This window comes from Rhizobium laguerreae, assembly GCF_019778565.1.
In the GTDB taxonomy this organism is placed as follows: Bacteria; Pseudomonadota; Alphaproteobacteria; order Rhizobiales; family Rhizobiaceae; genus Rhizobium; species Rhizobium laguerreae.
The window spans coordinates 1-12,813 of record NZ_JAAXQT010000026.1 but is presented as its reverse complement, the minus strand read 5'-3'; the positions used below and the strand labels follow the sequence as shown (position 1 = coordinate 12,813).

The following is a 12,813-nucleotide window of genomic DNA, read 5'->3' as shown; positions in this document are numbered from 1 at the left end:
CCCAGTGGTGCCACCGCTGATAACCGCTACATGCGGGCCGCGGTCAGCGCTCATGCCGCGTGATCCATTGCAGCAAACAGCGACAGCGGTGGATGGGCGCCCGCCTCTGTCATGACCTCAATCAGCAAGGGACTTTCTCCTGAGAGACCGCGCTCAAGGTATCGAGGAAGATCGGCGGGATTTGAGATGCGGACTGCAGGGCAACCGCAAGCTTCCGCAATCTTCCGATGATCGACATCCGCAAAGCTGCAGGCCGTCGTGAAGCTGCCGAACTTGACAGTTTCGGCATCACGTTGGAATCCGAGGACACCGTTGTTCAAAACGATGATGAGTATGGGAAGCTTGCTCCGCACCATGGTTTCCAGCTCCGCCCAGCTGTGCGCGAAACCGCCGTCCCCTACGATGGCAACGACTGGTTTGTCCGGTTTTGCCGCTTTTGCGCCGAGCGCAAGTGGCAAGCCCCATCCGAGGCCAGCAAGGCCCCGCGGAGACAGGAAGCGCATACCGGGGGAAAGGGCCCGCAACTGGCCGGCTATCCACATCGACGAATAGCTGGCATCTGAAACAACGGTCGTATCTGCCGTCAGCACTTGCTGAAGGTCGCACATGACCCGTTCGGGACGGATCGGACTCTTGTCCGAACGGGCGACAGATTGCCGCTCCGTGTCAAATGCGCGCCAGAAACCAGCAATCCGAGCCGTCAGCTTACTGCGCTGCGACGAGCGGTACGAGAGATCGCGTCGGGCAAGCACGCTTCGAAGCGCGCTGATGGTTTCGGCCGCATCGCCTGCCAGTCTGACCGCTTCGTAGTTGCGCCCGATTTCGGTGGGATCGACATCGATGTGGATGACTGATGCGGACCGGGGGACTTGGCGCCAACTGTCAGTGCCATTCTGATTGGTTCGTGTTCCGACCAGAATGACGAGATCAGCTTCTTCGACAAGGGCAAGCGTGTGCCGTCCGAGTGATCGCGGACCGACGAGAGCGCCGAGAACGCCGGCTGACAGCGGGTGGTATTCGTCGACCGCGCCTTTTCCCATATTGGTCGTTAGCACGGGAAGCGAGGCTTCGTCCTGTAGCCCTGAAAGCTCGCCCGCGGCATGGCTTGCATGGACGCCTCCTCCAGCGAGCACGATGGGTGCCTGGGCTGCCGCGATCATCGAGGCTGCGCGCTCGATGTCGCTATCGCGCGGACGCAACCGATCGAGTGGCCAGTGGCCAAGCACGGCCTCCCGACGAAAGAGCGAAGGGGCTATCTGCTCCCGCAGGAGGTCGGCGGGGAGCAGCAGAGCTGCCGGTCCCGGCCGGCCCGAGGCGGCTGCCGTGAAGGCTGCATCGACATAGTCGTCGATCCGCTCAGCAACCAGCACCTTGCGCACCCATTTCGTGCAGGATTGGAATAGGATGAGATGATCGAGTTCCTGGAATGCATTGCGATCAGCCTGATCTCGTTCGACATCCTGGACGAGAGCAACGAGCGGAACGCTAGCCTTCAGCGCTTCGGCCAGCGGCGGAACGAGAAGCGTTGCGGCAGGTCCGTTCTGCGCTGCTACCACACCGACCTTGCCGGACAGCCGTGCATAGCCATCGGCCATGGTCCCTCCCATGTTTTCCTGTCGGTAGGCGATTTGGCGGATGCCAATTGCTTCGGCCGCAAGGATAACCGCTGAGGGCAGGCTCTGAGCGAAGATATGGGAGACGTCATGCCTCTTGAGGGAAAGAGCGATACGCTCGGCGACGGTTAAATTTTCAGTTGCCATGGTCAAATGCCTGCTTCGGTAGGGTTTTTTTCAAGGGTTGAAAGGAAGTCTGCGAAGGTTGATGTGATCGCGTCACCATCTGCTGTCGTCATTGCTGTCGAAAGGCAGGCCGCAGCACCGTTGGGAAGCAGGATGCCGCAATTGAGGAAATGCCTGGAGAGGCGATCCATCAACTCGGCCTCTTCCGGCGCGAGGTATGCCTCGCGGAAGTCCCCTGGCTGCTTCCCTTTCGGATGGATTCGAAACAGGGATGCAGCTCCCGTTACGCTAAAGGCTGCGCCGTGACGCTCGATTTCATTTCGAAGGCCGGCGCGGATGCGATCGCCAAGGCTCTCGAGTGAGCCGAAAGCGGCTTCCGTCATCGCCTCCATAGCGACCCGGCCTGCGACCATCGATACGGGATTTGCGGAAAATGTACCGCCTTGCGGCAGCAGCGGTTTACCGCTGTCGCTTGCGAAGACCCGCATCACCTCCTTGCGCCCACCGATCGCTCCGACAGGAAAACCTCCGCCGATTATCTTGCCAGCGGCAATTAGATCGGGCTGGAGACCATAGCGCGCTGAAGCACCCAAATATGACTGCCGCAGATTAAGAACTTCATCGGCCACAATGAGAATCCCGTACTGCTTTGCGATCGCGCCGACCGCGGCAACGAAGCTCGGCTCAGGAGCGATCAACCCGGCGCGGCTCGGCATCGGATCAATCAGGATACAGGCCAGTGCGGGAGCAGCCGAAGCGATCCGACGCTCCAGATCGGCAACGTCATTGAAGCGGATAACGGTCACCTCCTCGCCAACCGAAGCCGGCATACCGCGATAGGCGGGGACGGCTGACGACCGCAGAGGGTCGTTCCATATAGCCGGCGACACCGCCTGCCCTGTTTCCGCCCAATCGTAAGCGCCGTGATAGGCGCCTTCGATGCGTGCGATACCCGGCCGACCCGTGAAGGCGCGGGCGGCCTTGATCGCAAACATCACAGCCTCGGTCCCGCTGTTGACGAAGCGAATATGTTCGATCGCTGGAATGCGCTCGATCAAAAGCTCGGCCAGGGTAATCTCATGCTCAGTCGGGTTGGAGAAACAGGTTCCACGATGAAGCAAATCTGCAACCGCATCGGCAACGGGAAGAAAGCCGTGTCCGTGTATCAGCGTCGTGAAATTATTATTCAGGTCAAGGAGGCGATTGCCGTCGACGTCGATGACGTGGGCCCCCTCTCCGCGCGAAATGTAAAGCGGGCTGGGCTCGTGATCCACCGTGACCCGCGTGATGCCGGTCGGAAATACGCGGCGACCCTTTATGAAGAAATGTTCGGACCGCGACCGGGAAATTCCCCGGCCGCTGCGCAATAAATCAGGGTGAAACATTCGATCTTCTCCGGCCAACGCGGGTCGCGGCGCAACCCTTCATAATTTTGTTATAACAAAAATCATGAACCTGAAGAAGTTGCAACAAAAAAATCAGTTGCCGCTGCTATTTCCGACTGAGACGCTCCTGCGCTGCTTTCTTCAGGCGCCGATAGCCGTCTCGAATATCGTTTTCCATTGCAGCTCGGACCGCAGAGGGATCTTTATCCACCAGCCCCTCAATCGCGGCCAGGTGGTTGTGGACACCGTATTTTGCTTCCGCAAACTCTGGATAGAGGTCGTGGAACGAAGCGCCGACCCTTAACCACAGCGCTTCGATGGTCGAAAGGAGGTGTGGCATCTCGCACAACCGATAGATCGTAAAGTGGAACTCCTTATTATCGTGAAGCGCGTCGGAGTACCGCTTTTCATCGAGCGACAATGTGATTTTCTCCTGCAGCGCCAATAGTTTGTCGACTACATCATTCGTGGCGCGAAGAGCGCCCTTTTCCGTCGCCAAGCCTTCAAGCGCAAGCCGCATCTGCGTGACTTCGTAGAGCGCTGTAAGATCGAGATGCGGGACGATGACGGTTTTAGGGCCTACCATGACAAGCGCGCCTTCAAAGACCAGCCGGTTGATCGCCTCGCGTGCCGGCGTGGCACCGACGTTCAGCATTTCGGCAACCGAACGGATCGGCAACTTATGGCCCGGCTTGTAAGCACCCCGCGTGAGTTGCTCCTTAATGGATGAATAAGCGAAGTCGCTGAGGCGCCCAGACTGCAAATCCGATCCCGACGATTCCTCTTTAGTTGTACTTTCGTTCAAAATTGACCCCCACACGTTGACATCTTCACATTTTTGTTGCAACAAAAGTGAATTAGGCGAAAAACGAAACCGTAATGTGACAGCATAACGGGAACGCGAATATTAGCAACGCCTTGGCCGGGGAGGCCATGTCCGAACAGCTGCCGGTCTTGCCGGCATAGCACCTGGTGCCGCACGAGCGGAGCCGGGAGGTTTCAATGCGTGTCAAAGCACGCAAGTGAGGAGATATCATTTTGATTGGTGCGCCTGTTTTCATCGATCGCATAGGCAAGGCCTACGGGACCCAGACTGCCGTTGGTGGAGTTACCCTGGATATTGCGGCAGGCGAATTCCTGTCGATCCTCGGTCCGTCTGGATCGGGCAAGACGACGCTTCTGACAATGATCGCCGGTTTCGAAAGCCCATCTGCCGGACGCATCATTATTGGCGGGCGCGATGTCACAGCCGTATCGCCCGATCGCCGCAACATAGGGATGGTCTTCCAACGTTATGCTTTGTTCCCGCATCTGACCGTTGCCGAAAACATTGCTTTTCCCCTCAAGATGCGTGGCGTTCGGAAGGACCTCAGAGCAGAACGCGTTGGTCGGGCGCTCGACCTCGTCCAACTCCCGGGCTATGCCAAGCGCTATCCTCACGAACTTTCCGGCGGCCAGCAGCAGCGGGTGGCGGTCGCGCGAGCAATTGTGTTCGAACCGCCCGTTCTCTTGATGGACGAACCACTCGGCGCACTGGACAAGAAGCTGCGCGAGTCCATGCAGATCGAGATCAAACAGCTTCAGCGCCGCCTCGGTGCGACGGTCATCTATGTGACGCACGATCAGGAAGAGGCGCTGACGATGTCTGACCGAATCGCTGTCATGGCGAAGGGTCAACTCGCGCAGCTCGGAACCCCCGCGAACCTTTACTGTAATCCGCAGAGTGCCTTTGTCGCCGATTTCATCGGCAAGATGAACTTCCTGAATGGAGAATTCCTGGGGGAGACCGCCGACAGCCAGACGATCAGACTGGGTGACGACGTGGTCATTGATACTCCCGGCGCTGCCCATGGTTTGGAGGGTTCGGCAAAAGCAGGCGATCGTGTTCGGCTCGCGTTGAGGCCTGAGCGCCTTGGTCTTACAGCTCGTGGCGCAGGGGGAAAGAACGCCCTTCCCGGGCGGATCGAAACGTCGGTCTTTGCCGGCGCCTTCGACCTTCATCTCATTCGTGCCGATTTCGGAAGCGGAGAGATCATTCAGGTGCAGATCCCTGCTGATGGTAAGCGGGTGCCCTTTGCAATGGGGGAGCTCGTGGATGTGATCGCCGAACGGGACGGCCTCCGGCTCTTTGCGGTCGCGGAGGCATGAAATGACGATGACTGTCGATAATCTACCCCTTGCGCCAACCCGTCCAGCAAGCTGGTTTTTCTCACACTCGGCGCGGCAGTATTCGCACGCACTGACGTTCCTGCTGATTGCGCCGTTGATGCTCTTACTGGCTATCGGCTTCATCTATCCAATCGGGCGGCTCGTCTCTTTGAGCGTAATGACGCCGGGTTTCACGCTGGAGCATTACGAGCGGATCGTCGGCGAGCCACTCTACTTGGAGGTCCTGCTTCGCACGTTGCAGACGGGTGCAATCGTAACAGTGGCGACCCTGCTGCTTGGATATCCGATTGCCTTTCTCATGGCGCGTTCCAAAGGCAAGATTGCGATGATCGTATCGGCCGCGGTGTTCTTGCCACTATGGACCTCAGTGCTGGTGCGATCCTATGCCTGGATCGTGCTGCTGCAGCGAAACGGCATCGTTAACGGTCTGCTGATCGAGAGCGGCCTCATTGGCAGTCCGTTGAAGCTTATCTACACCGAAGGCGCGGTGATCCTTGCGATGACGCATGTTCTCATGCCCTTCATGATCCTGCCGATCTATAACGTTCTTCGCAGTATTCCTGCCGAATACGCCCAAGCCGCCCGCAATCTCGGCGCCGGCCAGATTGACGCGTTCCTGCGCGTGACCTTGCCACTCAGCTTGCCTGGAATCTTTGCCGGATGCGTCATGTGCTTCATCCTGGCGATCGGTTTTTATATCACGCCGGCACTCGTCGGCGGGCCTGGAGCATTGATGATGGCAACACTGATCGGCCAGCAAACCACCGTTCTGCTCGACTGGCCATTTGCCGCAGCGCTCGCAACCGTCCTTCTGACCACGACGCTGATCTTTGTCCTTGTGTTCCGCAAGGCGCTTTCCGTTAGCAAAGGAATGAACAGTGTCAATTGAGCCCGCAGTCACCGCCTCATTCGCCCCCTCTCCCGTCAACAACACCCATCGGCCTTACGGCAAAGCGGCATTGCGGCTCCTTGGAGTTCTCCTGATCGGGGCAATCCTGTTCTTCCTGGTCCTGCCGACGTTACTCGTCATCCCGATTTCGCTGAACGGCAGCAGCTATATCGAGCTCCCGCCGAAGGGCCTGACGTTTCGCTGGTATATCGACTTTCTATCCGATCCGGACTGGCGCGCAGCAACGATCTTCAGTCTGCAGATTGCACTGGCGACAACGGTCGCTTCAACGGTTATCGGAACATTGGCCGCGATCGGGCTCGTTCGCGGCAATCTCCCGGGAAAGACCCTTCTGCAGGCATTATCGCTGGGGCCAATGATCGTTCCCCATGTTGTCTTTGGCGTTGCCCTTTATCTGGTTTTTTCCCCTCTCAGCCTGACCGGCAATTTCGCTGGTTTCCTGATCGCGCACACCGTGCTTGCGGTTCCCTACGTCATCATCACCGTATCGGCGGCACTCGAGCGCTTCGACACGTCACTCGAACTTGCCGCACTGAATTGCGGGGCAAGCCGGAGCCGCGCCTTTTTCAGCATTGTGTTCCCTAACATCGCGCCGGCGGTGGCTGCAGCTTCGGTCTTTGCGTTTCTGGCGTCGTTCGATGAGGCAACAGTCGCCTTCTTCATTTCCGATACCGGCGGAAAAACGATCAGCCGCAAGATGTTCGAGGACATCGATTTCAATCTCACCCCGGTCATAGCGGCGGTTTCGACGCTGCTCGTCGCGGTATCGCTGCTGCTCATGGGGACTATTCATCTCCTTACCGGTCGCGGGGAGGATTAACGTGATCATATCAATCGGAGAGAGGAACAACCGATGAAAAGGCGAACGAAGATCAAGCCACTGCTTGCGGCTTGCCTCATGCTTGCTGGTGCGGGGGCGGCGCAAGCCGAGGAGCAGGTCATCATTGCGACCACAGGCGGCGCCTACGATGCCGCGCTTCGAAAATTCTGGTTCGAGCCGTTCACCGAAAAGACCGGCATCAAGGTTGTTTCGGTCGCGGCAACGAATGCCGAGATGCGGGCGAAAGCTGCGGCCATGGTAAAGACCGGCAACGTGACCTGGGACCTTTACCCGGACGGCGAGATCCAGGCGAGCGCTGAAGCGCATCGGCTGACATCTGAAGACTTGACCGAATTTTGCAAGTCTTTCCAGGGCCGGCCAGATTTGGTCGAGGATGCCTGCGTCAGCTCCGGGGCCAGGCTTTTTTCGACCGCAACGCTGATGGCCTACGACCCGACCGGCTTCAAGAGCGGAAATCCGTTGAGTTGGGCCGATATGTGGAACGAGACAAAATTTCCCGGTGGCCGCTCGTTTCCAAATTTCGACGATCCGTGGCGGGTCATGGCTGCCGCGCTCCTCGCCGACGGCGTTGCGCGCGAGAAGCTCTTTCCACTCGACGTCGATCGCGCCCTCAAAAAGCTCGACGAGATTCGCCCGGCGATATCCCTCTGGTGGAAGACCGGTGATCAGAGCGTTCAGGGCTTTCGCAACGGCGACTATAGCATCGGGCAGATCTGGCTGACGCGTGCAAATACACTGAAGGCGGAAGGACGCCAGATCGCCTGGTCCAAGCAGGCCTCGTTCCTCGTCGGCGATCGCTTGACGATCATCAAGGATGCGCCGAACCGCGGAAATGCGTTGAAGTTGATCGGCTACTGGCTTGATCATCCGGAGGTGCAGGCCGGCGTGTGCGACGAACTCCTTTGCACGCCGCCAAGCCGTAAGGCGATCGATTTGATGTCGCCGGCTGCACGGGCGGCCCTGCCGAGCGACGAGGACATCCGGGATTACATCGTCATCCCGGACGCCAAATGGATCAACGACAATGCCGCGATGATGCTCGAGCGTTGGAATGCCTGGATCCGATGACGATCCCCCTCCGGGCGGCGTTGCCGCCCGGAGGTGTGGAGACGGATCTTATCCCTTGAGAGCAAGGTTGATGGCAGCGGCGACTTCGCGCACTTCGGACGCCGTGTGGCCGGCAGTCGGGCATATCCGCAGCCCTGCCCTTCCCTTGGCGACTGTCGGGAAGAAAATGGCCGACGTATAGTAACCGGAATCAAGTACCAGCCTGGCAGCGCCGATTGCCGCAAGCTCGTCACCGACGACGACGGTCCTGATCGGGAGTCGGGACCCTGCCTGTGCGGTCGGCACCAGTTCGTCGAAAAGAGAGATATGTTCTGCGAGTGCACTTTGCCGCACGCCCAGTTCCGGTGTGCGATGGATTGAGTGCGAGGCGAGAGCTGCACCGATCGCCGCAACATTGATGGAGGCCGAGAAGGCATGCGCGAGAGCAAAGCGCCGGAAGATTTCCTCCTGGAACACCGTTGCGAGCATCAGCATGCCGCCTGAGGCTCCGAAACCCTTACCGAGCGAGGCTGCGATGATCGTCCGCTCGCCGAGACCCTCGGGCATTTGTGAACGGGCAAACCCCTCACCTCTTTCGCCGAAGATCGATATGCCGTGAGCATCATCGATGTAAAGGAAGAGGCCGTATCGCTCCTGAAGCTCGCGCAACTCCTTGATTGGGGCACACCCGCCCATGGAATACACACCGTCGCAAACATAGGCGACCGTATCATTATGGCGGCAAATATCTTCGAGCGTCTGAAGATCGTTGTGGCCGATCGTGCGGACCTCGCATTCTTCGGCAACGATGGGCTTGTTGAAGGCAAGCGTCGCATGTGCAAGCCGGTCGAATACCATGACCGGTTTTGTGCCGCGGGTCAGGACTCCGGACGCAATCAGCGGAAGCGCGCTCAAGTTGGCGGCAAGCACAGTCGTGTAGGTAATCACCCTCGCGCCAAAGAGATCAGAAAGAGCATCTTCGAGGTCTCCGAGGGCTGCAAAATTGAGCCGCGTGCGGGCGCACGACCAATGCAGAGTCCCGTAGCGCCGAACGGTCTCGATTGCGCCTTCGATGATTGAGGGATGATTGTCGAGTCCGAGGTACGAGCAGCGGACGAAGTCGATGACGCGCTCCGATCTGTCCCCCGAAACTGGCAGTTCCACCGCTCGTCCATCGGACGGATAGACATAGAGTGCCATCAGGCCGTCAAGATGGGCGGCTGCAAAGTGGGGACTTGCGTGGCTAATCAGGCCCGCGGTGTTTCTGTGGGATGTTTTCGCCGATCCGGCGCCCGAAGCTACTTCTTGCATGCTGTCCTCCCAAAAAGCCCTACCGAGACTTCACGCTATGCGCGAGGTGGTAGTTTATGCAACGAAGGCAACGGCAAATTTTCGAGACGTTTCAGTGAAGATGTGAACGTGGCGAAGTTTACATGCTTTAGGAGATCTCGAAAGCGTATCCTTCCTTCGGTACGGTGCGGATCACATCGCGGCCAAGGACCCGCTTCAATGCACGCCGGAGGCGGCCGATATGAACATCGACTGTTCGCGGCTCGACGAATACCGTCGGTGGCCATGCAACAGCTATTAGTTCCGCACGGCTGAGAACGCGCCCCGCGTCACCCACAAGAGCACTCAATAGACGGAACTCGATCGGGCTCAGATTGACCGGCGTGCCTCGCACCAGAACACGCCGGCTGCTGACGTCGAGCTTCACATCATCAAATATTGGAGCAAGGCGGCTAGTCGGCTCGCCAGAGGAATTGCCTATTGTACCTTGGAGGTAAGACAGCAGCCGTTCCGGCGGCATTGGCCTTGTAAAGCTCTCATCTACGTTGGCTTTCAGGATGTCGAGATAGGCGGCCTTTTCGGCGACGAGCGCTATGAGCGTGACGTTGCTGGCAAGTCCCCTTTCCTTCAGACCCGATGCGATATCAGCCAGAATTTGTGAACCCGGCTGGCAGTCGACGATGATAGCTGCAGCGTCACGGTCTACGGCAGTAGCTACCGCCTCGCTCGGAATATCGACGAGCATCGTCCTGTATCCAGCTCCCTTCAAGATATATGACAGCATCAAATAATAGTCAGCGTCTTGGGATACGATCGCCAGAAGTTCGCTCATCGTCCCGCCTCACCAGTTGCTGACCTTACAGCGACTGCTTTTGCTACCACAAAACTTTCAGAAAACTGCCTCATGTTGATGGAACCTCACACCCTGGCTCGTAAAATATGCGCAGCAGAATCGCAAAAGCGCTATCACTACGGGTATTTTTATAGCTTGCCTTTCTTTTTTGTTACAACATAATGTTGAGAGCGCGAAGAATCTTGCGCCAAAGCGCATATTGCCAGGGACGGCACGTGATCGTGGCCCACTCGGTGGGATCAACGTCCGGCATAATTTGATGGCCTGTTTCCGGACGGTTACGGGGCTTTTAATGCGCGAAATGTTCAAAAGGTTCTCAACCGGCAGCGCTGCGGCGGCACCGGATTTTTGGAGTGATGCAGATGTTGGCGACATAAGTACTGCTACCCGATCGCTCTACGGACAACATGCGAAAACAGCGGCCGCCTGGTGCGCACTTTGCGCGCGCTACGACGGCCGCTCAGGTGATTTCACCTTTTGGGTAGGCGTTTTCAAACATCTGGGGACGGAAGAGATTGTGGATTTCCAAAATCAAAGGCAGGCTTCGCAATGAGCCGGAGGTATCTGGTCCCTGCGCGTTTAGCTTCGCGAGAGTAGCGCCTGCCTCGAGCGGAAACCTCCACTTCAAAGATCGATGCCGCCCCCCCGGCTGACAGCCCGCTGGCGCCGTTCCGAGACGATCTTGTCGCTGCTCTCCATGCGGACGGTCGTCTGCAGGATCCTCAATCTTTCCTGCATCGCCTCGAAGGCGCGGTGCTGCACCGGTGGGACGCGGTTGATGAGATCCTTATCGTCGCGAATGATGGCATTGCGGCCGAAGCGCTCGTCGAGCGCCCGGCTGACTGCGGCGAACTCCTGGCGAATAGTCGGATCGAGAGAAACGGCCGATGCATTCCGCTTGCGACCGTTGTTCTTCGCCTCTGCTGTCAGCCGCATAAGCGCCTCTTCCGCCGCCTTCGACAGACCGGGAATGGCGACTGTCATGCGCCGTCGCTCCTCTGCAATGGCCTGGCGTTCGATATCGAGCACGTTGACGTAGGTCGAACTGAGCGCGCGCAGCCGGGCGGTGGCTTCAGGCACGGCCTGCACAGCCGCTTTCCGCTCTCGGCCGGAAGCCAGCATCCGGTCCATCAGACGATCGGAACCGCGCAAGGCACCATAGGCGGCCGGATCGTTGGTCACCGCAGCGGCGATGCGCTCGCCAGCAAAACCTTTGGCAAGCAGCTCTTCGATCTTGCCGACGGCGCCGGCCGGATCGCGCCAGATCGCGCTTGCCACGGCCGACAGCGCTGCTCGCTGCTGGCGATAGAGAGGAGCTGACAGCACCCGCGAGCGCGCCTCCTCGTCGACAGGGGTCTTGAACTCGGTGACAGCGGCAAGCATGGGCAGCACGGCGGCATTCTCCTTGTCTGTCCCCATGCCCTGATCGGCACTCGCCGCCGCGACGATCTTCGAGCGATTCCGCCGCTCGGCGAGATGCTGCTCGTCGGCAAAGCGCTTCACGGCTTCGAACAGCCGGGCCAGCTTCTCGCGTCTTTCATCCGTAAGGTCTTCCGGCATGCGCTCGACCACGTTGCGTTCGGCAACCGTATCGGCTCTGGATGTGAAGGCGCTCCAGCCGAAGCGGGCAGTGAGCGCCTCGCTGACGGCCTTGACTTCCTGCACGAGCGAGCGGTCTTCGGTGGCGAACGCAAAGGCGGTCTTGTAGGCGTCGTCACCACCCTGACTGCGCACCGCCTCAATCTCCACGAGACGCGCCATCGCTTGCCTGGAAAGAGCCGGGATCGGCAGGGACATGTGAGCGCGGCGTTGTTGCTCACGGAAACCAAACCGCTCAGCATTCCGGCGGAACTCCGTCGCATGGGCACGGGCGAGCGGCAGGAGTTCCGTCAAGGCGGTGATCGCGGCATTTCGTTCGTCGCGTGCCGCACGACCGTCGACGATCAGATCGGAACCACGCAGGCGGTCGAGCCGGTCGGGTGTCGCGGCAAGATCGTCGGCAAGCCTGCGGGGTTCGATGCTTGCATCCGATGAAAGCGCGTTCAGGGCGACAAGTGCTGCATCCGGGTCACGATAGATCTTCTCCAATAGCGGCCGCAGAATTGTTTCCCGCTCCGTCCAGGCCGGCGACGAAAGCTGTGCCAGCCGCGCATCCTCGGCGACGGTTCTGGCGAATCCCGTGGTGGGCGCGATCAGATACCGCACACGGCCAGTGTCTGCATCCGAGACAGTTTGCGTTTCAATGCGCGCCTCATTGTAGGAAACACGCCGTTCCCGCTCGATTGCGAAACCGAGCGCCACGCTGGCCCGCTCCCAGAGCTCAGCCACCTGCTCTCTCTTTTCCGCAATCCACGCCCACTGCCGCGAAACCTCCTCCTCCATGCCGGCGGCAGCTTGAGAAAGAGTGTCGAGCCCACGACGCCGGGCGAAGTCGTCGGCATGGGCGCGATAACCGGCCTCGCTCTCAAAATCGAGCGTCGTCGTCTTGGCACCGGAGCGCGACAGGCGCTCGACGAGTTGCTTGAACACATCCGGCCGATGGCTTTCCCGCTCGATGCGTTGCAGGCGAGCTTCGGCGG

11 protein-coding genes are annotated in these 12,813 nt (G+C 59.1%); 5 read left to right on the top strand and 6 right to left on the bottom strand.

What is annotated here, in order from left to right; all coding sequences use genetic code 11:
• Positions 1–50 precede the first annotated feature (50 nt).
• The 3 genes from HFO71_RS35505 to HFO71_RS35495 form a co-directional block, all read right to left on the bottom strand.
• Complete coding sequence (locus HFO71_RS35505) at positions 51–1,760, bottom strand: acetolactate synthase catalytic subunit (RefSeq protein ID WP_168258429.1); 1,710 nt, start codon at positions 1,758–1,760, stop codon at positions 51–53.
• Between the two features lie 2 nt (positions 1,761–1,762).
• Complete coding sequence (locus HFO71_RS35500; RefSeq protein ID WP_168285960.1) at positions 1,763–3,124, bottom strand: aspartate aminotransferase family protein; 1,362 nt, start codon at positions 3,122–3,124, stop codon at positions 1,763–1,765.
• A gap of 106 nt (positions 3,125–3,230) precedes the next feature.
• Entirely contained in the window at positions 3,231–3,929 is a 699-nt protein-coding gene (locus HFO71_RS35495) for a GntR family transcriptional regulator (RefSeq protein ID WP_168255832.1), read from the bottom strand.
• 233 nt (positions 3,930–4,162) lie between these two features.
• On the opposite strand from HFO71_RS35495, the gene HFO71_RS35490 reads away from it, so the two are divergent.
• From HFO71_RS35490 to HFO71_RS35475, 4 genes are all read left to right on the top strand, one after another.
• Positions 4,163–5,272, top strand: a complete 1,110-nt coding sequence (locus HFO71_RS35490; protein ID WP_168258427.1) for an ABC transporter ATP-binding protein — start codon at positions 4,163–4,165, stop codon at positions 5,270–5,272.
• 1 nt (position 5,273) lies between these two features.
• Positions 5,274–6,182: an ABC transporter permease gene (locus tag HFO71_RS35485; RefSeq protein ID WP_221989114.1), complete on the top strand. Its 909-nt coding sequence runs from the start codon at positions 5,274–5,276 to the stop codon at positions 6,180–6,182.
• A gap of 70 nt (positions 6,183–6,252) precedes the next feature.
• Positions 6,253–7,023 (top strand): ABC transporter permease, encoded by a 771-nt coding sequence (locus HFO71_RS35480; RefSeq protein WP_131662840.1) that lies wholly within the window; start codon positions 6,253–6,255, stop codon positions 7,021–7,023.
• A gap of 33 nt (positions 7,024–7,056) precedes the next feature.
• Positions 7,057–8,112, top strand: a complete 1,056-nt coding sequence (locus HFO71_RS35475) for an extracellular solute-binding protein (protein ID WP_131662569.1) — start codon at positions 7,057–7,059, stop codon at positions 8,110–8,112.
• Positions 8,113–8,160: 48 nt separating this feature from the next.
• Here the strand turns inward: HFO71_RS35475 and HFO71_RS35470 are convergent, their stop codons facing one another.
• Entirely contained in the window at positions 8,161–9,402 is a 1,242-nt protein-coding gene (locus HFO71_RS35470) for an 8-amino-7-oxononanoate synthase family protein (protein WP_168285962.1), read from the bottom strand.
• Positions 9,403–9,529: 127 nt separating this feature from the next.
• Positions 9,530–10,213 carry a winged helix-turn-helix transcriptional regulator gene (locus HFO71_RS35465; RefSeq protein WP_131662567.1) on the bottom strand — a complete coding sequence of 228 codons (684 nt, stop codon included), beginning with the start codon at positions 10,211–10,213 and terminating at the stop codon, positions 9,530–9,532.
• Positions 10,214–10,526: 313 nt separating this feature from the next.
• On the opposite strand from HFO71_RS35465, the gene HFO71_RS35460 reads away from it, so the two are divergent.
• Complete coding sequence (locus tag HFO71_RS35460) at positions 10,527–10,787, top strand: hypothetical protein (protein WP_244735666.1); 261 nt, start codon at positions 10,527–10,529, stop codon at positions 10,785–10,787.
• Positions 10,788–10,858: 71 nt separating this feature from the next.
• On the opposite strand, the gene HFO71_RS35455 is transcribed toward HFO71_RS35460, so the two are convergent.
• Positions 10,859–12,813 (bottom strand): BID domain-containing protein (locus HFO71_RS35455; RefSeq protein ID WP_221989112.1); only part of this gene is annotated, 1,955 nt, incomplete at its 5' end.